Below are 22,745 nucleotides of genomic sequence, written 5' to 3' on the forward strand. Positions count from 1 at the left end.
CTTCTGTTCTGAAGGCGGGACGGTCGGCGGGGCCGGGGGCGGCAAGGCGCCCTCGTCAGGCCCGACGGCGGGGGCCCTGCGCGGGCCCACTTACACCTTCGGCCATGACCAGGCCGGTTTTCCTCGCTCGCAGGTCGGTTTCCGTCCCGGGCCCGTACCGCGTTCGGAGTACGGGCCGCTCCACCCCTACTGCACCCGTGGGCGTACGAGGCCCGATTCGTAGGCGATGACGACCAGCTGGGCGCGGTCGCGCGCCCCGAGCTTGGCCATCGCCCGGTTGACGTGCGTCTTGACCGTGAGCGGGCTGACCGCGAGCTGCTCGCCGATCTCGTCGTTGGACAGTCCGCCGGCCACCAGGACGAGCACCTCGCGCTCCCGGCCGGTCAGCGTCGCCAGCCGTTCCGCGTCCGCGCCGCCGGGCCCGCCGTCGCCCGGGCCGCTGCCCTGGGCCAGGAACTTGGCGATCAGGCCCTTGGTCGCCGCGGGCGACAGCAGCGCCTCACCGCCCGCCGCGATCCGGATCGCGCCCAGCATCTCGTCCGGTTCGGCGCCCTTGCCGAGGAAGCCGCTGGCGCCGTTGCGCAGCGACTGGACCACGTAGTCGTCGACCTCGAAGGTGGTCAGGATGACCACCCGTACGTCGGTGAGGTCCGGGTCCTCGCTGATCATGCGGGTGGCGGCCAGCCCGTCCACACCGGGCATCCGGATGTCCATCAGCACGACGTCCGGCCGCTCGGCCTTGGTCAGTTCGTACGCCTGGGCGCCGTCGGAGGCCTCCCCCACCACCCGCATGTCCGGCTCGGAATCCACCAGCACCTTGAACGCGCTGCGCAGCAGCGCCTGGTCGTCGGCGAGCAGCACCTTGATCGTCATGTCGTCTCCCCCGTACGGACGGTCTGCAGTGGAAGGGTGGCCCGCACCTGGAAGCCGCCGGCCGCGCGCGGGCCGGTCACGATCGTGCCGCCCAGCGCGTGGACCCGCTCGCGCATCCCGATCAGGCCGTGGCCGCCGCCGTTCTCCTCCGGCCCGTCGGTGCCGCCGGGCGAGGGGGCGGGCCGGTCGGCGGCCCGCTGACGCGGCGCTCCGGGCCTGCCCGCGCCGTCGTCGAGGACGGTCACGGTCAGCGCGGTGGCGTGGTACGCGATCCGGATGGTGGCGCGGGCGCCCTCCCCGGCGTGCTTGTGCACGTTGGTCAGCGCCTCCTGGACCACGCGGTAGGCGGTGAGGTCGACGGAGGCGGGCAGCGGCCCGGGCGCCTCGGGCACCTCCAGCTCCACCGGGAGCCCGGCGCGCACGAACCCGTCGACGAGCTGGTCGAGCACGCCGAGGCCGGGCGCGGGCTCGGTCGGTGCCTTCGGGTCGTCGGACTGCCGCAACAGGCCGACCGTGGCGCGGAGTTCCTCCAGCGCCGAACGGGACGCCTCGCGGACGTGCGCGAGGGCCTGCTTGGCCTGGTCGGGGCGGTTGTCCATGACGTGCGAGGCGACCCCGGCCTGGACGTTGACCAGGGCGATGTGGTGGGCGACGACGTCGTGCAGCTCCCGGGCGATGCGCAGCCGCTCCTCGGCGACCCGGCGGCGGGCCTCCTCCTCGCGGGTGCGTTCGGCCCGTTCGGCCCGTTCCCGGATGGCGTCGATGAAGGCGCGGCGGCTGCGGACCGCGTCGCCCGCGGCGGCGGCCATACCGGTCCAGGCGAAGATCCCGAGGTTCTCCTGGGCGTACCAGGGCCGGGGGCCGCAGAGCATCGCGGAGGCGGTCAGGACGACGACGGTGAGGGCGCCGATCCGCCAGGTCGTGGGGCGGTCGGTGCGCGAGGCGACGGTGTAGAGGGCGATCACCGCGGCGACCGCGACCGGGGCGCGCGGGGTGCTCGCGCCGGCGATCAGTTCGACGAGGGTGAGTGAGCCGGTGGCCGCCAGGACCGAACGGGGCAGCCGGCGGCGCAGCACCAGCGGGGCGCAGGCGAGCGCGGCCAGCACCACGGTGGTGGCGGTCAGCTCGTGCGGGACGATGCGCGGTCCATGGACGCGGTGCGGGTCGGCCACCGCGCCGAACAGGATGCAGACGAAGACGGCCACCGCCAGGGCCGCGTCGAACGCGAACGGATGCGTCCGGTACCAGGCGAAGCGGCCGGCGCGGGCCGTGTCCGGGCGGGGGTCGAGAAGGCTCACAACAGCAAACGGTAGCGCCCCGGTTCCGCGGAGGAACCGGGGCGCCGGGTGCCGGTGCACTGGAAAAGGGGCGGCCGGTGGCGGCCGGCCGCGCGGGCGCGGACGGCCGGGTGGCCGTCCGGAGGCGGACTCAGCCCGGGATCAGGCCGTCGTCGCTGAGCATCTCCCGGACCTCGTCGAGCGTGGCCTCGGGGGACGGCAGGATCAGTTGGGACGGTTCGAGGGAATCGTCGGGGAGCGGGGTGCCCATACGGCGCACCGCCTCCAGGAGAGCGCCGAGTGTGCGCCGGAAGCCGGCCTCGTCGCCGCTCTCCATCTCTTCGAGCAGTTCGTCGTCCAGCTTGTTGAGCTCGATGAAGTGGGCATCGTCCAGCTTCACCTGGCCCTCCCCCATGATCCGTACGATCACGACGGTCTCCCTTGGTCCGCTCCGACGGTCTCCCGATCCCTGCGAGGCTAACCGCCGCCGGTCGTCACTGCTTGTCGAAACGCGGCTGGTCCTGCTGGGGCTTGCCGCCTTCGATGGCCTGCTGGCCGGCCGGCGAACCGCCCGCGAGCTCGGCCTTCATCCGCTGCAGCTCCAGCTCGACGTCACTGCCGCCGGAGAGCCGGTCCAGCTCGGCGGTGATGTCGTCCTTGGCCATGCCGGACGGGTCGTCCAGCGCACCGGACGCCATCAGCTCGTCGATCGCGCCGGCCCGGGCCTGCAGCTGCGCGGTCTTGTCCTCCGCGCGCTGGATGGCCAGACCGACGTCGCCCATCTCCTCGGAGATGCCGGAGAACGCCTCGCCGATCCGGGTCTGCGCCTGGGCCGCGGTGTACGTGGCCTTGATCGTTTCCTTCTTCGTCCGGAAGGCGTCGACCTTGGCCTGCAGCCGCTGCGCGGCGAGGGTGAGCTTCTCCTCCTCGCCCTGGAGCGTCTGGTGCTGCGTCTCCAGGTCCGTGACCTGCTGCTGCAGCGCGCTGCGCCGGGTCAGCGCCTCGCGGGCCAGGTCCTCACGGCCGAGCGCCAGCGCCTTGCGGCCCTGGTCCTCCAGCTTCGCGGACTGGCCCTGGAGCTGGTTGAGCTGCAGCTCCAGGCGCTTGCGGGAGGTCGCCACGTCGGCGACTCCGCGGCGTACCTTCTGGAGCAGCTCCAGCTGCTTCTGGTACGAGTAGTCGAGGGTCTCGCGCGGGTCTTCGGCCCGGTCCAGGGCCTTGTTGGCCTTCGCGCGGAAGATCATCCCCATCCGCTTCATGACACCATCGCTCATGGGCCTCGCGCGCCCCCTTCTGACCGACTTGCATCGGGCTTAGGCTCCAGCACATCTACAGACCCCACAGTACGGGCCCTGGTTCCATTACCGCACTGTTCGCGCCCGGATGCGCTCCTCCTCCAGGACGATCGGGACGGCCTTTCCTCCCGCCCAAGGAGTAGGGAGAGGGTTGCGGGGAGTCGCCGGACGGGGCGTGACCGCCGCCTTCCGAGGGGTGCCGTTGCCGGATCGTGCCCGTCGGCCCCTGGCTCCCGGGCGGCGACCACGTACTCTTGGGTGTTGTGTTCCGAAGCCGTTCGAAGGATGAGCAGGCCGCGACCGCCAAGGTGACCGCGGACCAGCCCCAGCAGCCCCGCGACCCGCAGGCCCCCAAGGGCCGCCCGACGCCCAAGCGCAGCGACTCCCAGTCGCAGCGCCGGGCCCGTGCGCACACCCCCACCAACCGCAAGGACGCGGCGAAGGCCCAGCGTGAGGCCCGCCGTGCCGATCTCGCCCGGCAGCGCGAGGCGCTGGCCAACGGCGACGAGCGGTACCTCCCGGTGCGGGACAAGGGACCGGTGCGCCGGTTCGCGCGCGACTTCGTCGACTCGCGCTGGTGCGTCGCCGAGTTCTTCCTGCCGATGGCCGTGGTGATCCTGGTGCTGACCATGATCCGGGTGCCGTCGATCCAGAGCATCGCGCTGCTGCTGTGGCTCGTGATCATCGTGCTGATCGTGCTGGACTCGATCCTGATCTGGTTCCGCCTGAGCAAGCGGCTGCAGGAGAAGTTCCCCAACGAGAACCTCAAGGGCGTGAAGGCCTACGCGGTCATGCGCACGCTCCAGATGCGGCGGCTGCGGCTGCCGAAGCCGCAGGTCAAGCGGGGCCAGCGGCCGTAGTTCCGGTATGCCGAAGGGCCGGACCCGCCTGGGCGGGTCCGGCCCTTCGTGCCGTCCGGGGTGCTGCTCAGCCCTCCTGGGCCGCGTGCAGGCTCATCGGGCCCGCGTAGACCTCCTGGCCGTCCTCGAAGAGGCGGACCTGGTCGACGCCGCCTTCGAGGAGGGCCTTCCACTCCTCGCCGATCCAGGATTCCGCGTCGCCCTGCGTCGTGAACTCCTCCGGCTCCACGGCGGGCACCGCCTCCGTACCGTCCGCCTTCTCGAACCGCCACGTCCACGCCATGTCCGCCTCCTGGGTCCCACCGGGTACGTGAGTCGTGCTTGTCGCGCCTGTCGTACTGATCGAGAGCCTAACGGCCGTGTCGAGTCCGCCCCCGCCGCGCTCACCGGGAGCGGACGCGAGAAACTCGCGGTGTGGATGTGACTCTCCTCGGCACCGGCGCCCCGCTCGGGCTGCCGCGCCCCGACTGCCCGTGTGCCTCCTGTGCGACCGCCGTCGGCGACGAGGCACGGGCGGCGACCGCGCTGCTGGTCGACGGCGCGCTGCTGATCGATCTCACGCCGGGTCCGGCCTTCGCGGCGGCCCGCGCCGGGCGGTCGCTGGCCGGCGTACGGCAGGTGCTGCTGTCGCATCCGCACGAGGGGCCGGCGCTGGAGGTGCCGGCCGGGCTGCCGACGCCGGGCCGGGTCGCGGACGGGCGGGAGCTGGCGCTGCTCGACGGGCACCGGATCCGGGCCCTGGCGGTGGACATCCCGGGCACCGCGTACGAGATCTCCGGGCCGGCCGGCGAGCGGCTGCTGTATCTGCCGCCGGGTGCCGCGCCGGCCGGGCTGACGGACGGGAACGGCACCGCGAGCGGCGGCTACGACGGCGCCGGCGGGAACGGTCCGTACGACCTGGTGCTGCTCGACGTGCTGGGCCGGCCGGACGCGCTGGCGCGGCTGCGGGCGAGCGGGGCGGTGGACGCGGCGACGGACGTGGTGGCGGTGCACCTCGACCACGAGGTGCCGCCGGGGCCCGAACTGCACCGCAGGCTGGCGGCGGTGGGCGCGCGGGCGGTCCCGGACGGCAGTTCGCTGGTGGTCGGCGAGTACCACGCGGTGCCGGACCTGCCGCGCCGGACGCTGGTGCTGGGCGGGGCGCGCAGCGGGAAGTCGGTGGAGGCCGAGCGGCGGCTGGCGGCGTTCCCGGACGTGCTGTACGTGGCCACCGGCGGCAGTCGGGACGGCGACGCGGACTGGGCGGCGCGGATCTCGCTGCACCGGGAGCGGCGGCCGAGCAGCTGGCGGACCGTGGAGACCTGCGACCTGGTGCCGTTGCTGGCGGATGCCGGGCCGGACGGCGAGGCGGGGGCGGCGGACCGGGCGGGCGGCGGGTCGCCGCTGCTCATCGACTGTCTGGCGCTGTGGCTGACGCATGCGATGGACGAGGTCGGGGCGTGGGACGACGCGGCCTGGGAGGGCGGCGGCCGGAAGGCGCTGCGGGAGCGGACCGATGCGCTGGTGGCGGCGGTGCGCGCGACGCACCGGCCGGTGGTGGCGGTCAGCAACGAGGTCGGCTCGGGGGTGGTGCCGGCGACCCCGGCGGGCCGCCGGTTCCGGGACGAACTGGGGCGGCTGAACGCGGCGTTCGGCGCCGAGTGCGAGCAGGTGCTGCTGGTCGTCGCGGGCCAGGCGCTTGCGCTGCGCGGATGACGCGGGCCCGGCCGCGCCCGTGTCCGCTTGCCCGGGAGCGCGGCGCCGGGTGCTCTTGACCCGTGACCGGATACGGGCTGACCGAGTGTGTCGACGCGGCCGTGCGCGCCTATCTGGCGGAGCACCCGGAGGCGACCGTGGTCGCACTGGACGAGGGGCTCGGCACCGGCTTCTGGCGGCTGGACAACGGGCGGCTGCACTGGCTCTCGGTGCTGCCGGAGGAGGCCGCCGCGGTGCGCCGGATGCTGCTGCCGGACACCGCCCGGCGGCACACCCTCGCCCGGGAACCGGCCGGCCGGGCGTGGCCGGCCGCGGTGCCCGCCGGGACGTCCGGCGGGGTCGTGGTCATCGCGGCGGGGGTGCTGCGGCGGCTGCCGCTGCCGGCCGGGCGGGCGCTGCTGGCGGTGTGCGCGGCGCGGTTCCCCGGCGGTGCGCTGGTCTTCGACGCGCTGCCGCGGCGCGCGGCCGCCCTGGTCGCGGGCCGTGGGGGCCTGGTACCGGGGTCCGTCCGCCGGCCGTCGGCACCCCGGTACCGGCCGCCGGTGCCGCGGGCGCTGCGGCCGCGGGTGTACGAGGTCCGCTTCGCCGCGGGGCCCGCTGCCCCGCGCGGCGACGAGCGGCCGCGGCGGGGCGGGAGCGGGGCCGGCGACGGCGGCCGCAACCCCGCCGCACGCCGAACGCATTGCCGGTAATCTGCGCCCAATGAGCGCCCTGAACCTCGATGACTTCGCCCATCTGATCGAGCGCCCCGATGGCGGGGTGCGCCGTGACGCCGAGGAGCGACGGGCGCGGCTGGCCGTACCGCCGGGCGCGCTCGGCCGCCTCGACGAGCTGGGCGAGTGGCTGGCCGGCGCGCAGGCGCAGGTGCCGGTGCGGCCGATCCGGCAGGCCCGGCTGGTGCTGTTCGCCGGCGATCACGGGGTGGCGGAGCTGGGTGTCTCGGCCCGGCCGGCCGGCGGGACGAAGGACCTGGTCCGGGCGGTGCTGGAGGGTGCGAGCCCGGCCGCGGTGCTGGCCCGGGGTGCCGGGGCGCAGCTGCGTGTGGTGGACATGGCGGTGGACTGCGAGCCCGGGGAACTGCCCGAGGAGGTCACCCGGCACCGGGTGCGGCGCGGCAGCGGCCGGATCGACGTCGAGGACGCGCTGACCGCCGAGGAGGCCGAGGCGGCGTTCCGGGCCGGGATGACGGTCGCGGACGAGGAGGCGGACGCCGGTACGGACCTGGTGGTGCTGGGCGATCTGAGCGTCGGCGGCACGACCGCGGCGAGCACCCTGGTCGCCGCGCTGTGCGGTACGGACGCCTCGGTGGTCACCGGCCGCGGCGGGGCGCGGATCGACGACCTGGCGTGGATGCGCAAGTGCGCGGCGATCCGGGACGCGTTGCGGCGGGCCCGGCCGGTGCTCGGCGACCAGCTGGAGCTGCTGGCCACGGTCGGCGGCGCGGACCTGACGGCGATCACCGGGTTCCTGCTGCAGAGCGCGGTGCGCCGGACGCCGGTGATCCTGGACGGCGTGGTCTCGGCGGCCTGTGCGCTGGTGGCGCAGCGGGTGGCGTTCCGGGCGCCGGACTGGTGGCTGGCGGGTCAGGCCAGCGGTGAGCCGGCGCAGGCCAAGGCGCTGGACCGGATCGCGCTCAACCCTCTGCTCGACCACGGCGTCACTGCTGGCGAGGGGACGGGGGCGCTGCTGGCCCTGCCGCTGGTGCAGGCGGCCGCGGCCCTGGCGGCAGAACTTCCCGTACGCGACTGAGGCGCGCGCCGCCCCGGCCGGGGCGGCGCTCCTTCCCGCCCGTACCGGACCACCGGCGACGCCCCATAAGATCACGGCTTTACACGTTTTTTATGGGAGACATCGCTTGAGTCCGGACGAACGCCGCCGCGAGCAGCGCGGCGGCACCTGGTCACGGCGCGGCGCCTGGTTCGGCATCTGGTACCTGCGCACGGTCACGTTCCTCAACCTGCTGAGCGCGGTGTGGGTGTCGTTCGGCACCGACATCCGCCGGCACAACGTCGAGGAGTACTTCACCCCGTACCTGCTGACCGCGGGGTTCGCCTCGGGGGCCTTCTCGCTGTTCCTGTCGGTGACCCTGCGGCGGCGCAAGCGGGCCGCGTGGATCCTGAACCTGGTGCTGTCCGGGCTGCTGGTGGGGCTGTTCGGCTTCGCGCTGGCCGCGGCGCCGGAGTTCCGCGGGCATCCGCAGAACTGGGTGTCGCTGGTGGTGACGGCGGTGTTCGCGGTCGCCCTGGTGGTCGGCCGGCGGGAGTTCTACGCCAAGGGCGACCGGTCGAACCCGAAGCTGGCGGCGGCGGTCGCGGTCGGCGGGCTGCTGGTCACCTCGCTGCTGGCGGCGCTGCTGGTGACCGTCACCAACACCGCCCACGACGCGTCCTCGACGTTCGTCACGCGCTGGCGCTACGGCCTGATGCGCCTGGTGTCGCTGGCCGCCGACGACCACCGCTTCCCCGGCATCGACACCCCGAACTGGGTCAACGTCGCCATCAACGTGCTGAGCACGCTGCTGCTGGTGGCCGTGCTCTGGGCGGCGTTCCGGTCCGTGCGCAGCACCGAGCCGCTCACCGAGGACGACGAGGAACGGCTGCGCGCCCTGCTGGACCGGCACGGCGACCGGGACTCGCTGGGCTACTTCGCGCTGCGCCGCGACAAGAGCGTGCTGTTCTCCCCCAGCGGCAAGGCGGCGATCACCTACCGCGTGGTGGGCGGGGTGTCGCTGGCCTCCGGCGATCCGCTGGGCGACCCCGAGGCGTGGCCCGGGGCGATCGAGGGGTGGCTGGCCGAGGCCCGGGCGCACGGCTGGGCGCCGGCCGTGATGGGCGCGAGCGAGGAGGGCGGCACGATCTACGCCCGGCACGGCCTGGACGCGCTGGAGCTGGGCGACGAGGCGATCGTGGAGACCGCGGAGTTCACCCTCGACGGCCGGGCGATGCGCACCGTGCGGCAGGCGTACAAGCGCATCCAGCGGGCCGGCTACACCGTCCGCATCCGGCGGCACGAGGACATTCCCGCCGAGGAGATGGCCCGGCTGCTGGAGCTGGCCGACGACTGGCGGGACGGGGAGACCGAGCGGGGCTTCTCGATGGCGCTGGGCCGGCTCGGCGATCCGGCGGACGGCCGCTGCGTGATGCTGGAATGCACCGACGCGCAGGGCGAGTTGCGGGCGGTGCTGAGCTTCGTGCCGTGGGGGGCGAAGGGCCTGTCGCTGGATCTGATGCGGCGGGACCGCGCGTCGGAGAACGGGCTGATGGAGTTCATGGTCCTGGAGCTGATCCAGCGGGCGAAAGAGGTGGAGATCACTCAGCTCTCGCTGAACTTCGCGATGTTCCGTTCCGTCTTCGAACGCGGCGCGCGGCTCGGCGCGGGCCCGGTGCTGCGCCTGTGGCGCTCGCTGCTGAGCTTCTTCTCCAGGTGGTGGCAGATCGAATCGCTGTATCGCGCCAACGCGAAATACCGGCCCATCTGGGAGCCGCGGTACATGCTCTTCGAAAAGAGCACCGATCTGCTGCGGATCGGCCTGGCCGCCGCCCGGGCGGAAGGCTTCCTGGAAGCACCTGGTCTGCCGAAGTGGCTGAACCGCAAGCACCTGGAGAACGTGAGATGAGTGTGGCCCGTGCGGGACGGCGGGAGATAGCCGTTCTGCGCCGGGCGGCGCGGGCCGAGTGGGGACCGCTGCTGCGGACGGTGCGGTCGGAGCTGGTCGCGGCCAGGCTGCGGGCGATCCCGGTGACGCTCGCCGCGGTCTGCCTGACGCTGGTCTTCCAGTTCGTGCAGAACCAGGCGTGGGGCTACCACGCCGTCCAGGACATCGGCTCGGTCCAGGCGTACGAGCACCTGTGGATCGCGCTGCTGCGCACCCCGCTGTCGCTGTTCGTGCCCGCGCTGGACCTTCCGGTGTGGGGCGCGCTGGCGCAGATCCTGGTGGTCTTCGGCATCGCGGAGACCTGCCTGGGCTGGCGCAGGACGCTGCTGGTCGCGTACGTGGCCACGCTCGCCGGGACGATGTACGCCCGGATCGGCATCTGGATCGGCCCGCAGAGCCCGCTGGGCCTGCCCGACTCCGACAAGTACGTCATCGACACCGGCCCGTCGGCGGCCGTGGTCGGCCTGGCGGTGTTCGTGTGCTGGCGCTACCGGGCGTGGTTCACCGGGTCCCTGGTGGTGCTCTCGATGGTGTTCGAGGTGCTGTTCATCAAGAACAACCTGGCCGGCAAGGAGCACCTCGCGGCGATCCTCGGGGTGTTGGTGGTGTGCGGGCTGTGGGAGGCCTGGCGGCCGGTGAAACCGCGGGACGCGCAGCGGGTCACCGGTCGGGAGCACCCCCGATGAGGTGCTCCACCTTGCGGCGGACGGCGGACCAACGGCGGTCGTGGCGGTAGGCGCGGACCCGGGCCCGGGCCAGCGCCCGGGGGCGGTTGCGGTAGAGGCGCCTGGCCCACGGTGAGTGGGGCCGGGCCAGCCGGACCGCGCCGAACAGCGCGACGAACGGCACGAAGACCCCGATGACCGCCAGCCGCGCCTTCCCCTTCAGCAGTGCGAGCAGCGCGAAGAGGAAGTTCACCGCGACCGTCCGGGCGACGGTGAGGCGGTCGGCGGTCTCGTCCGGGGTGAGTTCGTTGACGCCGAACGGCAACGAGCCGCCGAGGATCAGGGCGACCAGGGCGACGGTGAGGATGACGACCTCGACGCTCTTGGTGCCCTCCTCGGTCCAGTACACGTCGTCCAGGTGCAGGATCAGCGCGAACTCGTCCAGGACCAGGCCGACTCCCATCCCGAAGACCACCGCCGCGACCCCCGCCCCAAAACCGCGCCGGTCGCCGGCGATCGCGATGAACCCGCCGACGACCATCAGCACCACGCCGGGCACCACGTGGTGGACGTGCAGCCCACCGGGCGAGATGTTGCGGAACGGGCCCTTCCCGGCCCGGATCAGCCGGGTGATGACCCGGGTGACGAGGAAGGTCAGCACGAAGGAGGCCAGGGCGAGCAGCAGCAGGAGCTTTCCCGGCTCGACGATGTTGCGGTACCACCAGTGACCCATGGGCACCATTAGGCCCCCTCAGGACGGCCGGGGGCGGGAGGCGGGCGCGGCGGACGCCCGGATAGCCTGCCGCGATGACCGAGTCGCCCGCTCCCCCGGCCCGCTTCGACGCCCTGCGCTTCGCGTTCGGCACGCTGACCGTGCTGCCGGTGCGGGTGCACCGCTGGGACCGGGCGGCGGCCCGCGGCGGGATGCTCTGCGCGCCGCTGGCCGGCCTGGTCGTCGGGGGCTCGGCGGCCGCGCTCGGCGGCGGCCTGCTGCTGCTCGGCGGCGGCCCGCTGCTGGCCGCGGTCGGCACCGCCGCGGTGCCCGCCGTCCTCACCCGCGGACTGCATCTGGACGGGCTCGCCGACACCGCCGACGGGCTGGGCAGCGGCAGGCCCGCCGAGGACGCGCTGCGCATCATGAAGCAGTCCGACATCGGCCCGTTCGGTGTCCTCACGCTGCTGTTCACCCTGCTGGCCCAGGTGGCGGCGCTGGCCGGGCTGTACGGGGCGGGCTGGGCGTACGGCGCGCTGGGGGCGGCGGTGGCCGCGGTCACCGGCCGGTGCGCGCTGACCCTGGCCTCCCGTACGGGGGTGCCGGCGGCCCGTCCGGAGGGGCTGGGCGCGGCGGTCGCGGGGACCGTGCCGGTGCGTGCGGCGCTGCTGTGCGCCGCCCTGGTGGTCGCGGGTTGTGCGGCGGCGGGCGCGGTGTGGGGCCCGTACGGGGCGGTGCACGCGGGGCTGGCGGCGGTGCTCGGACTGGCGGCCGGCGAACTGCTGCTGGGGCACTGCCGGCGGCGGTTCGGCGGGGTGACCGGGGACGTGTTCGGTGCGCTCGCGGAGGGCGCGGGGCTGACCGCGCTGCTGGCGCTGACCCTCGGGTGATCCGCCCGTTTCCGCCAATTCCCTTGTATCGTCCATGAGTTGACCGTGATCGGTACGACCTGCCGCGCAACGGTCCGCGCCGGTACGGCGGCAGGCCGGGCCTCGCGGCGCCGCCGAGCGTAGGCTCGGCCGCAGCAGCGCGCCTAGGCGCGACAACGGATTCCCGGACGGAACAGGACTCTCATCACCGTGACTGCACTGACCCTCAGTACTTCTTCCGCCGCAACGGTGCGTGCGGATGCCGTCGTCGTCGGCGTGGCCAAGGGCGCCAAGGGCGTCGTCGTGGCTCCCGGCGCCGAGGCCGTGGACAAGGCGTTCGGCGGCAAGCTCGCCGGTGTGCTGGAGACCCTCGGCGCGAGTGGTGCCGAGGGCGAGGTGACCAAGCTGCCCGCGGCGGACGGTCTCAAGACGCCGGTCGTGCTGGCGGTCGGCCTGGGCGACGCGCCGGCCAAGGGTGACGGCTACGACCACGAGGCGCTGCGGCGCGCCGCGGGCAGTGCCGCCCGGGCGCTGGCCGGCAGCAAGAAGGCCGGCTTCGCGCTGCCGGTCGAGGACGCCGAGGCGGCCGCCGCGGTGAGCGAGGGCGCGCTGCTCGGCGCGTACACCTTCACCGCGTTCCGCAGCAACGGCAACGGCAGCGGCAAGAACGGCAAGAAGAACGACGGCAAGTCGGCGCCGCTGGGCGAGGTCGCGCTCCTCGGCGGCAAGCCGCGCGACAAGGAGTTCAAGGCCGCCGCCGAGCGCGCGCAGGCGCTGGCCGCGGAGATCAACCGCGCCCGCGACCTGATCAACACCCCCTCCAACGCCCTGGACCCGAAGTCCTTCGCGGCCGAGGCGCAGGCCGCGGCCAAGGAGTTCGGTCTCAAGGTCGAGGTGCTGGACGAGAAGGCGCTGAAGAAGGGCGGCTACGGCGGTCTGCTGGGTGTCGGCCAGGGTTCGGAGGCCCCGCCGCGGCTGGTGCGGCTCGCCTACACCCACCCCAAGGCGGACAAGACCCTGGCGCTGGTCGGCAAGGGCATCACCTACGACTCGGGCGGCATCTCGCTCAAGCCGGCCGGCCACAACGAGACCATGAAGTGCGACATGAGCGGGGCCGCCGCGGTGTTCGCCGCCGTCGTGGCCGCGGCCCGGCTGGGCCTGGAGGTGAACGTCACCGGCTGGCTGGCGCTCGCCGAGAACATGCCGTCCGGCTCCGCCACCCGCCCGGGTGACGTGCTGACCATGTACAGCGGCAAGACCGTCGAGGTGCTGAACACCGACGCCGAGGGCCGGCTGGTCCTGGCCGACGCGCTGGCCCGGGCCTCGGAGGAGTCGCCGGACGCGATCGTGGACGTCGCCACGCTGACCGGTGCGATGGTGCTGGCGCTCGGCCACCGCCACTTCGGGATCATGGCCAACGACGACGCGTTCCGCACCTCGATCCACGAGATCGCGGAGGAGGTCGGCGAGCAGTCCTGGCCGATGCCGATGCCCGAGCACCTGCGCAAGGGCATGGACTCTCCGGTCGCCGACATCGCCAACATGGGTGAGCGGATGGGCGGCGGCCTGGTCGCCGGTCTCTTCCTGAAGGAGTTCATCGGCGAGGGCATCCCGTGGGCCCACCTGGACATCGCCGGCCCGGCCTTCCACGAGGGCTCGCCCTGGGGCTACACCCCCAAGGGTGGTACCGGCTCCGCGGTCCGCACCCTGGTGCGGCTGGCCGAGCGCACCGCCGCGGGCGACCTCGGCTGACGCTGGCCCGTCTGGTCTGTTTTGTCCGTACGGCCCCGAGCTCACAGCCCGGGGCCGTCGGTGTGCGTACCGGGGGCATGTTCGCCCTCGACGAAATCCGTACGTGCATACGCACGGGTAACCCGCCGGCAGCCCCCTCAGGCGGCGACTCAGCCGTCCAGAGTCCGGCCCGCCGTCCCGGCTTCGTTGAACAAGTGCGAAGATGGGTTCTCGGCAGGACAGGGCCCCCCTTACCCAGGGCCGAAATTAAAGCGGCCGAACAACAGCCGCGGTCCGGTCATCGCAGACCGGTCCGGCGCATCCATGCATGGAGGACGTGACGTGGCGAACGACGCCAGCACCGTTTTCGACCTAGTGATCCTCGGAGGCGGTAGCGGTGGTTACGCCGCTGCCCTGCGCGGGGCGCAGCTGGGCCTGGACGTCGCCCTGATCGAGAAGGGCAAGGTCGGCGGTACCTGCCTGCACAACGGCTGCATCCCCACGAAGGCTCTGCTGCACGCCGGTGAGATCGCCGACCAGGCTCGCGAGAGCGAGCAGTTCGGTGTCAAGGCCACTTTCGAGGGCATTGACATGGCGGCGGTCCACAAGTACAAGGACGACGTCATCTCGGGCCTGTACAAGGGCCTGCAGGGTCTGATCGCCTCCCGCAAGGTGACGTACATCGAGGGTGAGGGCCGTCTGTCCTCGCCGACCTCCGTGGACGTGAACGGCCAGCGCGTCCAGGGCCGCCACGTCCTGCTGGCGACCGGCTCCGTGCCGAGGTCGCTGCCGGGCCTGGAGATCGACGGCAACCGCATCATCTCCTCGGACCACGCGCTGAAGCTGGACCGCGTGCCGAAGTCCGCGATCGTCCTGGGCGGCGGCGTGATCGGCGTCGAGTTCGCCTCGGCGTGGAAGTCCTTCGGCACCGACGTCACCATCGTCGAGGGCCTCAAGCACCTCGTCCCGGTCGAGGACGAGAACAGCTCCAAGCTGCTGGAGCGGGCCTTCCGCAAGCGGGGCATCAAGTTCAACCTCGGCACCTTCTTCGACAAGGCCGAGTACACCGCCGACGGCGTCAAGGTCACCCTCGCCGACGGCAAGACCTTCGAGGCCGAGGTGCTCCTGGTCGCGATCGGCCGCGGGCCGGTCTCGGCGGGCCTGGGCTACGAGGAGCAGGGCGTCGCGATGGACCGCGGCTACGTCCTGGTCGACGAGTACATGCAGACCAACGTGCCGACCATCTCGGCCGTCGGTGACCTCGTCCCCACCCTCCAGCTCGCGCACGTCGGCTTCGCCGAGGGCATGCTGGTGGCGGAGCGGCTGGCGGGCCTGAACGTGGTCCCGATCGACTACGACGGCGTGCCGCGGGTGACGTACTGCCACCCCGAGGTCGCTTCGGTGGGCATCACCGAGGCCAAGGCCAAGGAGCTGTACGGCTCCGACAAGGTCGTCGCCCTCAAGTACAACCTCGCGGGCAACGGCAAGAGCAAGATCCTCAAGACCGCGGGCGAGATCAAGCTCGTCCAGGTCAAGGACGGTGCCGTGGTCGGCGTCCACATGGTCGGTGACCGTATGGGCGAGCAGGTCGGTGAGGCCCAGCTGGTCTACAACTGGGAGGCCCTGCCGGCCGAGGTTGCGCAGCTGGTGCACGCGCACCCGACGCAGAACGAGGCGCTCGGCGAGGCCCACCTGGCCCTGGCCGGCAAGCCCCTCCACTCCCACGACTGACCCGAGTCCGGGCGCGACGACCACATCCTGCAATTCGTAAGGAGCAACCGAAACCATGGCGGTTTCCGTAACCCTTCCGGCGCTCGGCGAGAGCGTCACCGAGGGCACCGTCACTCGCTGGCTGAAGGCCGAGGGTGAGCGCGTAGAGGCCGACGAGCCCCTGCTGGAGGTGTCGACCGACAAGGTCGACACCGAGATCCCGGCCCCCTCCGCCGGCGTCCTGACCTCCATCAAGGTGGCCGAGGACGAGACCGTTGAGGTCGGCGCCGAGCTGGCCGTGATCGACGACGGCACCGGTGCGCCGGCTGCTGCCCCGGCCCCGGCCGCCGCCGAGGCGCCCGCCCCGGCCGCGCAGCCCGAGCCCGCCGCGGCTCCGGCCCCGGCTGCCGAGGCCCCGGCCCCCGCCGCCGCCCCCGCGGGCGGTGCCGAGGGCACGGACGTCGTCCTCCCCGCGCTCGGCGAGAGCGTCACCGAGGGCACCGTCACCCGCTGGCTGAAGGAGGTCGGCGAGGAGGTCTCGGCCGACGAGCCGCTGCTGGAGGTCTCCACCGACAAGGTCGACACCGAGATCCCGGCGCCGGCCTCCGGCACCCTGCTGGAGATCGTGGTCGGCGAGGACGAGACCGCCGAGGTCGGCGCGAAGCTCGCCGTCATCGGCGCCAAGGGCGCGGCCCCGGCCGCCCCGGCTCCGGCCGCCCCGGCTCCCGCTCCCGAGCCCACCCCGGCTCCGGCGCCCGCCCCGGCCGCTCCGGCCCCGGCCCCGGCGGCTGCCGCCCCGGCCGCCCCCGCCGCTCCGGCTCCGGCCCCCGCGCCGGCTCCGGCTCCGGCCGCCCCGGCGCCCGTCACCCCGGCCCCGGCCGCCGGTGAGGGCGAGGGCGCCTACGTCACCCCGCTGGTGCGCAAGCTCGCCGCGGAGAGCGGCGTCGACCTCGCCACGGTCAAGGGCACCGGTGTCGGTGGCCGGATCCGCAAGCAGGACGTCATCGCCGCCGCCGAGGCCGCCAAGGCCGCCGCGCCGGCCGCCGCCCCGGCTGCCGCCGCGCCGAAGGCCCCGGCCCTTGAGGTCTCGCCGCTGCGCGGTCAGACCGTCAAGATGCCGCGGATGCGCAAGGTCATCGGCGACAACATGATGAAGGCCCTGCACGGCCAGGCGCAGCTGACCTCCGTGGTCGAGGTGGACATCACCGCGATCATGCGGATGCGCAACAAGGCCAAGGACGCCTTCGCGCAGCGTGAGGGCGTCAAGCTCTCCCCGATGCCGTTCTTCGTCAAGGCCGCCGTCCAGGCGCTGAAGGCCCACCCGGTCGTCAACGCCCGGATCAACGAGGACGAGGGCACCATCACCTACTTCGACACCGAGAACATCGGTATCGCGGTGGACGCGGAGAAGGGCCTGATGACCCCGGTCATCAAGGGTGCGGGCGACCTCAACATCGCCGGTATCGCCCGCAAGACCGCGGAGCTGGCGGGCAAGGTCCGGGCCAACAAGATCACCCCGGACGAGCTCTCCGGTGCGACCTTCACGATCTCCAACACCGGGTCGCGCGGCGCGCTGTTCGACACCGTGATCGTGCCCCCGAACCAGGTCGGCATCCTGGGCATCGGCGCGACCGTCAAGCGTCCGGTGGTCATCAACCACCCGGACCTGGGCGAGACCATCGCGGTGCGCGACATGACCTACCTCGCGCTCTCCTACGACCACCGTCTGGTGGACGGCGCCGACGCCGCCCGCTACCTGACCACGGTCAAGCAGATCCTGGAGGCCGCCGAGTTCGAGACCGAGATCGGTCTCTGAGTCCGGCAGCCACCCGGTAGGCGTGTAACAGGGGCCGGCCCCGGTCCGTACGGCGTCCGTACGGACCGGGGCCGGCCCTTCCGCATGCCGCCGTCCCGGATAATGGCCCCCTCGCCACCAGCCGCGTCACCACCCGCTCTGAAGGAGCACGTCATGACCCCGCCCGTCGTCCATTCGCTGCGCGAGCAGATCCGCGAGCACATCCTTGAGGGGATCGTCAGCGGCCGCTGGCAGCCGGGCGAGCGGATCGTCGAGCGGCGGATCGCGGTGGAGTTGGAGGTCAGCCAGACGCCCGTGCGGGAGGCGCTGCGCGAACTGGAGTCGCTGCGGCTGATCGAGTCGGCGCCCAACAAGGGCGTACGGGTCCGGAACCTGACCGCGGCCGACCTCAAGGAGAGCTACCCGGTGCGGGCCGGGCTGGAGCAGGTCGCGGCGGAGCTGGCCGCCGGGCGGCTGGCGGAGGACACCGCGGCGCTGGAGCGGGAGGTGGCGGCACTGCGTGAGGCGGACCTGGCGGGCGACGGGGAGGCGCAGGTGCGGCACACCGTGGCGTTCCACCGGGAGATCGTGCGGGCGGCCGGCAACGCGGTGCTGCTGCACACCTGGGAGTCGCTGGGCATCGAGGTCTGGACGGCGCTGTCGATCCGCTGGTTCAGCCCGGAGCAGCGCTCGCACGCCCAGGACCACCAGGAGATCGTCGACGCGTTCCGGCGGCGCGACCCGAAGATCGGCACGCTGCTCAAGACACACGTGCTGAGCTGCGCACCGAGGGTCTGAGCGGGCGCGCCGGGCAGGTCCGAGGGGTCCGGCGGGGCGTATCGGAGGGCACCTCCGGGCTGGCACCGAGTGCCCGAAATCGCGACACCCCGTGCCGACCTGCGGTTTTTCCCTCGCTGAGCGTTGATCGATCATCGATCAGGGGCGTATCGTCTTCCGACGGGGCGCGACACCCTGCCTGCCGAAACTGCCGCACTCGCATTCCGGGTGCCGTCGAGAGCCCGCCGCCGCCCACGTGCGCGGCCCGCTCTCGACGGCACCCCCGAGCTTCCCACCCGTCCGGAAAGGGGCCACCCATGCCCGACCCCGTGCGCCTGCCGTACAGCCAGCTCGACCAGCTCCCGGACCGCGACCCCGAGGAGACGGCCGAGTGGCGCGAGTCGCTCGACGCCGTCACCAAGGCGGCGGGCCCGCATCGCGCCGCCTACCTGATGCGCCGCACCCTGGAGCAGTCGGGGCTCGCGCTCCCCCAGCTCCTGGAGAGCGACTACCTCAACACCATCCCCACCGCCGCCGAGCCCGCCGTTCCGGGCGACGCGGCGATGGAGGCCAGGATCGCCGCCTGGAACCGCTGGAACGCGGCCGCGATGGTCTCCCGCGGCGCCAAGTACGGCGTCGGCGGCCACATCGCGACCTTCGCCTCCGCGGCCTGGCTCTACGAGACCGGCTTCAACCACTTCTTCCGCGGCAAGGAGGGCGACGGCAGCGGCGACCAGCTCTACATCCAGGGCCACGCCGCGCCCGGCATCTACGCCCGCGCCTTCCTCGACGGCCGCCTCACCGAGGAGCACCTCGACCACTTCCGCCGCGAGGCCGGCGGCAAGGGCATCCCGTCCTACCCGCACCCGCGGCGGCTGCCCTGGCTGTGGGAGTTCCCCACGGTGTCGATGGGCCTCGGCCCGCTGTCGGCCATCTACCAGGCGCGCTTCAACCGCTACCTGACCCACCGCGGCATCAAGGACGTCTCCGACTCGCACGTCTGGGCATTCCTGGGCGACGGCGAGATGGACGAGCCGGAGTCGACCGCCGCACTCGCGCTCGCCTCCCGTGAGGGCCTGGACAACCTCACCTTCGTCATCAACTGCAACCTGCAGCGCCTGGACGGCCCGGTCCGCGCCAACTTCAAGATCGTGCAGGAGCTGGAGGCCCAGTTCCGCGGCGCCGGCTGGAACGTCGTCAAGACGCTGTGGGGATCCGCCTGGGACGAGCTCTTCCAGCTCGACACCACCGGCGCGCTGGCCCGCCGGCTCCGCGAGGTGCCGGACGCCCAGTTCCAGACCTACGCGACCCGCGACGCGGCGTACATCCGCGACCACTTCTTCGGCGCCGAGCCCGCCCTCGTCGAGATGGCGGGGCTGCTCTCCGACGACAAGATCCTGGAGTGCTTCCACCTCTCGCGCGGCGGCCACGAGCCGCGCAAGGTGTACGCGGCGTACCAGGCCGCGATGGAGCACAAGGGCGCCCCGACCGTGATCCTCGCGCAGACGGTCAAGGGCTTCACCCTCGGCAAGGGTTTCGAGTCCAAGAACGCCAACCACCAGATGAAGAAGCTGACGGTGGACGAGTTCAAGGTCATGCGCGACCTGCTCGAACTCCCCATCTCCGACAGCGACTTCGCCGACGGCCAGGTCCCCTACGGCCACCCGGGCGCCGACTCCCCGGAGGTCCGCTACCTCCAGGAGCGCCGCGCGGAACTGGGCGGCCCGGCCCCGGCCCGCCGCTCGCACCCCCTCGCACCGCTGCCGGCCCCGGCCGACAAGGCCTTCGCCGCCTTCGACAAGGGCTCCGGCAACCAGTCCGTGGCCACGACCATGGCCTTCGTCCGCCTGGTCAAGGACCTCATCCGCGACAAGCAGACCGGCAAGCGCTGGGTGCCGATCGTCCCCGACGAGGCCCGCACCTTCGGCATGGAGTCGCTCTTCCCGTCCCTCGGTATCTACTCCCCCAAGGGCCAGACGTACGAGCCGGTCGACCGCGACCAGCTGATGTACTACAAGGAAGCCAAGGACGGCCAGATCCTCAACGAGGGCATCACCGAGGCCGGTTCGATGGCGGACTTCATCGCCGCCGCCACCGCGTACGCCACGCACGGCGAGACGATGATCCCCTTCTACATCTTCTACTCGATGTTCGGCTGGCAGCGCACCGCCGACCAGATGTGGCAGCTCGGCGACCAGCTCGGCAAGGGCTTCCTCGTCGGCGCGACGGCCGGACGGACCACGCTCACCGGCGAGGGCCTGCAGCACGCCGACGGCCACTCGCCGATGATCGCGGCCACGAACCCGGCGGCACTGACGTACGACCCGGCGTTCGCGTACGAGGTCGCGGCGATCGTCAAGGACGGCCTGCGCCGCATGTACGGCGAGAGCGCCCCCGGCGAGGACCCGAACGTCTTCTACTACCTCACGGTCTACAACGAGCCGATGCCCCAGCCGGCCAAGCCGGAGGGCGTCGACGAGGGCATCGTCCGCGGTCTGTACCGCTTCAACACCGCGGCCACGGCGGGCGCCACGGTGCCCGCCGATGCCCCGGGGATCCAGCTGGTGGCCTCCGGCACCGCGATCCACTGGGCGCTCAAGGCCCAGCAGATGCTCGCCGAGGAGTGGGGCGTGGCCGCCGACGTGTGGTCCGCGACCTCCTGGACGGAGCTGCGGCGCGACGCGATGGCGGCCGACGAGGCCACGCTGCGCGGCGAGCAGCGCACCCCGTACCTCCGCGAGGTGCTCAGCGGCGTCGAGACCCCGGTCCTGGCCGTCAGCGACTACATGCGCCAGGTCCCGGACCAGATCGCGCAGTGGGTCGAGCAGGACTACTCCTCCCTCGGCGCGGACGGCTTCGGCCTGTCCGACACCCGCGACGCGGCCCGCCGCCACTTCGGCGTCGACGCCGAGTCGCTCGTGGTCGCCGCACTGGCCCAACTCGCCCGCCGCGGCGACGTCCCGGCCTCCTCGGTCAAGGAGGCCCGCGACCGCTACGGCTTCTGACCGGCCCGCGGACGGCGGCACCGGGCCGGCCGACACCGGCCGTTCGGCGCCGCCCGCGGCGGAGCGGCCCTCCGACGGCCGCGGCGCGCCCCGCCCCTTCGGGCGGGCGCACCACCTGCCCGTCGTCCCAGGCTCACCACTCGCCTGACGCGGGCGCACCACCGCCCCCTTGAGGGCGCCCCATACTCCCGTGCGGAGGTCACCCACCCGCGCCCGGAACCTCCGCACGGGAACCCACGGCCCGGCCGGTCACGCCCTGACAACGGCCGGGCCTTCTCATGCTTTTCCCTGCTTTATCCCTGCATTTTTCCCCGCTCCTCCACCGCTTTTTCCCCGCTTCCCCTCCGCTTCCCCTCCCCCGCTTTTTCCCCGCTCCCCCCGCTTCCCCTCCCCCGCTTGTTCCCCGCCGCCCACCCCCCTTCGGGGGGTGGGCGGGTGTAGTGGTGCGGAATGCGCTGCTCCGCCTGCGGGCGTCCGGGCCCGCACCACGCACCCCCACACCCCCGCACCCCCGCGGCGACAGGCGCGGCGTGGCACGCAGGGGGCCGCCGCGGTGTGGCGCGCCGTAGTGCGGCCCGCCATGGCCCCGCGAGGTATGACCTGCGGGGGGGGCCGGCGGGGTGTGGCCTGCCGGGGGCCGGCGAGGCCTGCTGGGGGCCGCAAGCCCGGCGTTGTCAGTGGTCCCCGGCATCATGAAGGCATGCGTGCTGCCCGGCTGATCAAGATGGTGTTGCTGCTCCAGTCGCGCCCGTCGATGACCGGGGCCGAGCTGGCGCGGGAGCTTGAGGTGTCCGAGCGTACGGTCGCGCGGGACGTGCTCTCCCTCTCCGAGGCCGGCGTGCCCGTGTACGCCGACCGGGGCCGGGCCGGTGGGTACCGCCTGATAGGCGGGTACCGCACCCGGCTCACCGGACTGGGCCGTAGCGAGGCGGAGGCCCTGTTCCTCTCCGGAGTGCCGTCCGCGCTGCGCGAGATGGGGCTCGCGGACGCCGCCTCCGCCGCCCGGCTGAAGGTCTCCGCCGCCCTCCTGCCGGAGCTGCGGGACGCCGCCGAGGGCGCCGCCCAGCGCTTCCACCTCGACGCCCCCGCGTGGTATCAGGAGCCGGCAACACCCGATCTGCTGCCCGCCCTCGCCGAGGCGGTGTGGTCCGATCTCCGGATCGTCGCTCGCTACCGGAGGAAGGCGAACGACGATGCCCAACCGACCGAAGTACGGCGGGAGTTGGAGCCGTACGGGCTGGTACTGAAGGCGGGCGTGTGGTATCTGGCGGCGCGGGCGCAGGGGGACTTCCGGGTGTACCGCGTGGACCGGTTCACCGCCGTGGAGGTGAGGAGCGACGAGCCCGGCGCCTTCGAGCGGGACGAGTCGTTCGACCTGCCGGCGTTCTGGGCCGAGCGGGCCGCGCAGTTCGCCCGCTCGATCCTCCGCGCCGAGGTGGTGCTCCGCCTCTCCGAACGCGGCATACGCATCCTGCCGCATGTCACCGAGCGCGCGGCGGCCCGTGAGGCGATCGACACGGCGCTGGCCGCCGGCGGCCCGGACGCGCACGGCCGGCTGACCGTCACCCTGCCCGTGGAGTCCGACGAGGTCGCCTACGCCCAGCTGCTGGCCCTCGGCCCGGAGGGCGAGGTCCTCGCACCCGCCGCGCTGCGCGAACGCTTCGCGGCGGCCGCCCGCCGGACGGCCGCCCTGTACGACAAGACTCCGGTCCAGGGAACTCCGGCTCAAGGAACCCCGATCCAGGAGGCTCCAGCCCAAGGAACTCCGGCTCAAGGGCCCCCGATCCAGGGGACTCCTCCGGCCCGGGTCTCGTCGTAGGGGATAC

The 22,745-nt window shown here is 73.1% G+C and carries 19 protein-coding genes; 13 read left to right on the plus strand and 6 right to left on the minus strand.

From position 1 onward, the window contains the following. Positions 1 to 186: 186 nt before the first annotated feature. The 4 genes from AB0G35_RS21330 to AB0G35_RS21345 all read right to left on the minus strand — a co-directional run bounded on the left by AB0G35_RS21330 (position 187) and on the right by AB0G35_RS21345 (position 3,424). Complete coding sequence (locus tag AB0G35_RS21330; RefSeq protein ID WP_360951520.1) at positions 187 to 873, minus strand: response regulator transcription factor; 687 nt, start codon at positions 871 to 873, stop codon at positions 187 to 189. After that, entirely contained in the window at positions 870 to 2,171 is a 1,302-nt protein-coding gene (locus AB0G35_RS21335; protein WP_360951523.1) for a sensor histidine kinase, read from the minus strand. The genes AB0G35_RS21330 and AB0G35_RS21335 overlap by 4 nt, the downstream gene beginning before the upstream one ends. A gap of 130 nt (positions 2,172 to 2,301) precedes the next feature. After that, positions 2,302 to 2,580 (minus strand): hypothetical protein, encoded by a 279-nt coding sequence (locus tag AB0G35_RS21340; RefSeq protein WP_360951526.1) that lies wholly within the window; start codon positions 2,578 to 2,580, stop codon positions 2,302 to 2,304. Between the two features lie 64 nt (positions 2,581 to 2,644). Beyond that, positions 2,645 to 3,424 (minus strand): PspA/IM30 family protein, encoded by a 780-nt coding sequence (locus AB0G35_RS21345; protein WP_360951529.1) that lies wholly within the window; start codon positions 3,422 to 3,424, stop codon positions 2,645 to 2,647. Positions 3,425 to 3,708: 284 nt separating this feature from the next. Between AB0G35_RS21345 and AB0G35_RS21350 the strand changes: the two genes are divergently transcribed. Next, positions 3,709 to 4,305 (plus strand): DUF3043 domain-containing protein, encoded by a 597-nt coding sequence (locus AB0G35_RS21350; protein WP_360951532.1) that lies wholly within the window; start codon positions 3,709 to 3,711, stop codon positions 4,303 to 4,305. Between the two features lie 67 nt (positions 4,306 to 4,372). On the opposite strand, the gene AB0G35_RS21355 is transcribed toward AB0G35_RS21350, so the two are convergent. Continuing rightward, positions 4,373 to 4,588 carry a hypothetical protein gene (locus AB0G35_RS21355; RefSeq protein ID WP_360951535.1) on the minus strand — a complete coding sequence of 72 codons (216 nt, stop codon included), beginning with the start codon at positions 4,586 to 4,588 and terminating at the stop codon, positions 4,373 to 4,375. 131 nt (positions 4,589 to 4,719) lie between these two features. On the opposite strand from AB0G35_RS21355, the gene AB0G35_RS21360 reads away from it, so the two are divergent. The 5 genes from AB0G35_RS21360 to AB0G35_RS21380 all read left to right on the plus strand — a co-directional run bounded on the left by AB0G35_RS21360 (position 4,720) and on the right by AB0G35_RS21380 (position 10,341). Further along, positions 4,720 to 6,000 (plus strand): bifunctional adenosylcobinamide kinase/adenosylcobinamide-phosphate guanylyltransferase, encoded by a 1,281-nt coding sequence (locus AB0G35_RS21360; RefSeq protein WP_360951538.1) that lies wholly within the window; start codon positions 4,720 to 4,722, stop codon positions 5,998 to 6,000. A 62-nt stretch (positions 6,001 to 6,062) separates the two neighbouring features. Next, positions 6,063 to 6,692: a hypothetical protein gene (locus AB0G35_RS21365; protein WP_360951541.1), complete on the plus strand. Its 630-nt coding sequence runs from the start codon at positions 6,063 to 6,065 to the stop codon at positions 6,690 to 6,692. Positions 6,693 to 6,702: 10 nt separating this feature from the next. Continuing rightward, positions 6,703 to 7,749 carry a nicotinate-nucleotide--dimethylbenzimidazole phosphoribosyltransferase gene (gene cobT, locus AB0G35_RS21370; protein WP_360951544.1) on the plus strand — a complete coding sequence of 349 codons (1,047 nt, stop codon included), beginning with the start codon at positions 6,703 to 6,705 and terminating at the stop codon, positions 7,747 to 7,749. 106 nt (positions 7,750 to 7,855) lie between these two features. Further along, positions 7,856 to 9,616 carry a phosphatidylglycerol lysyltransferase domain-containing protein gene (locus tag AB0G35_RS21375; RefSeq protein ID WP_360951547.1) on the plus strand — a complete coding sequence of 587 codons (1,761 nt, stop codon included), beginning with the start codon at positions 7,856 to 7,858 and terminating at the stop codon, positions 9,614 to 9,616. Beyond that, on the plus strand, positions 9,613 to 10,341 hold the full coding sequence (locus AB0G35_RS21380; RefSeq protein WP_360951550.1) for a hypothetical protein: 729 nt from the start codon (positions 9,613 to 9,615) through the stop codon (positions 10,339 to 10,341). Before AB0G35_RS21375 ends, AB0G35_RS21380 begins: the two co-directional genes overlap by 4 nt. Here the strand turns inward: AB0G35_RS21380 and AB0G35_RS21385 are convergent. Beyond that, positions 10,316 to 11,053, minus strand: a complete 738-nt coding sequence (locus AB0G35_RS21385) for a hypothetical protein (protein ID WP_360951762.1) — start codon at positions 11,051 to 11,053, stop codon at positions 10,316 to 10,318. The two genes, AB0G35_RS21380 and AB0G35_RS21385, sit on opposite strands and share 26 nt — an antisense overlap. 74 nt (positions 11,054 to 11,127) lie before the next feature. On the opposite strand from AB0G35_RS21385, the gene AB0G35_RS21390 reads away from it, so the two are divergent. From AB0G35_RS21390 to AB0G35_RS21420, 7 genes are all read left to right on the plus strand, one after another. After that, positions 11,128 to 11,922, plus strand: a complete 795-nt coding sequence (locus AB0G35_RS21390; protein WP_360951553.1) for an adenosylcobinamide-GDP ribazoletransferase — start codon at positions 11,128 to 11,130, stop codon at positions 11,920 to 11,922. 189 nt (positions 11,923 to 12,111) lie between these two features. Further along, entirely contained in the window at positions 12,112 to 13,653 is a 1,542-nt protein-coding gene (locus AB0G35_RS21395) for a leucyl aminopeptidase (RefSeq protein ID WP_360951556.1), read from the plus strand. 321 nt (positions 13,654 to 13,974) lie between these two features. Beyond that, complete coding sequence (lpdA, locus tag AB0G35_RS21400; protein ID WP_360951559.1) at positions 13,975 to 15,363, plus strand: dihydrolipoyl dehydrogenase; 1,389 nt, start codon at positions 13,975 to 13,977, stop codon at positions 15,361 to 15,363. A 55-nt stretch (positions 15,364 to 15,418) separates the two neighbouring features. After that, positions 15,419 to 17,158, plus strand: coding sequence for a 2-oxoglutarate dehydrogenase, E2 component, dihydrolipoamide succinyltransferase (gene sucB / locus AB0G35_RS21405; RefSeq protein ID WP_360951562.1), 1,740 nt, complete (start codon positions 15,419 to 15,421; stop codon positions 17,156 to 17,158). A 153-nt stretch (positions 17,159 to 17,311) separates the two neighbouring features. Then, positions 17,312 to 17,935: a GntR family transcriptional regulator gene (locus AB0G35_RS21410; protein WP_030414848.1), complete on the plus strand. Its 624-nt coding sequence runs from the start codon at positions 17,312 to 17,314 to the stop codon at positions 17,933 to 17,935. A gap of 296 nt (positions 17,936 to 18,231) precedes the next feature. Beyond that, positions 18,232 to 20,919: a pyruvate dehydrogenase (acetyl-transferring), homodimeric type gene (gene aceE / locus AB0G35_RS21415; protein ID WP_360951565.1), complete on the plus strand. Its 2,688-nt coding sequence runs from the start codon at positions 18,232 to 18,234 to the stop codon at positions 20,917 to 20,919. 700 nt (positions 20,920 to 21,619) lie between these two features. After that, positions 21,620 to 22,738: a WYL domain-containing protein gene (locus AB0G35_RS21420; protein ID WP_360951568.1), complete on the plus strand. Its 1,119-nt coding sequence runs from the start codon at positions 21,620 to 21,622 to the stop codon at positions 22,736 to 22,738. The last annotated feature ends 7 nt before the right edge of the window (positions 22,739 to 22,745 follow it).

The organism is Streptomyces sp. NPDC021749 (genome assembly GCF_040640655.1).
GTDB lineage: Bacteria > Actinomycetota > Actinomycetes > Streptomycetales > Streptomycetaceae > Streptomyces.

Coding starts and splice junctions, on each gene's coding strand:
- AB0G35_RS21330 (WP_360951520.1), bottom strand. CDS start 873: ATGACGATCAAGGTGCTGCTCGCCGACGACCAGGCGCTGCTGCGCAGC.
- AB0G35_RS21345 (WP_360951529.1), bottom strand. CDS start 3,424: ATGAGCGATGGTGTCATGAAGCGGATGGGGATGATCTTCCGCGCGAAG.
- AB0G35_RS21355 (WP_360951535.1), bottom strand. CDS start 4,588: ATGGCGTGGACGTGGCGGTTCGAGAAGGCGGACGGTACGGAGGCGGTG.
- cobT (WP_360951544.1), top strand. CDS start 6,703: ATGAGCGCCCTGAACCTCGATGACTTCGCCCATCTGATCGAGCGCCCC.
- AB0G35_RS21380 (WP_360951550.1), top strand. CDS start 9,613: ATGAGTGTGGCCCGTGCGGGACGGCGGGAGATAGCCGTTCTGCGCCGG.
- AB0G35_RS21385 (WP_360951762.1), bottom strand. CDS start 11,053: ATGGGTCACTGGTGGTACCGCAACATCGTCGAGCCGGGAAAGCTCCTG.
- AB0G35_RS21390 (WP_360951553.1), top strand. CDS start 11,128: ATGACCGAGTCGCCCGCTCCCCCGGCCCGCTTCGACGCCCTGCGCTTC.
- sucB (WP_360951562.1), top strand. CDS start 15,419: ATGGCGGTTTCCGTAACCCTTCCGGCGCTCGGCGAGAGCGTCACCGAG.
- AB0G35_RS21410 (WP_030414848.1), top strand. CDS start 17,312: ATGACCCCGCCCGTCGTCCATTCGCTGCGCGAGCAGATCCGCGAGCAC.
- aceE (WP_360951565.1), top strand. CDS start 18,232: ATGCCCGACCCCGTGCGCCTGCCGTACAGCCAGCTCGACCAGCTCCCG.
- AB0G35_RS21420 (WP_360951568.1), top strand. CDS start 21,620: ATGCGTGCTGCCCGGCTGATCAAGATGGTGTTGCTGCTCCAGTCGCGC.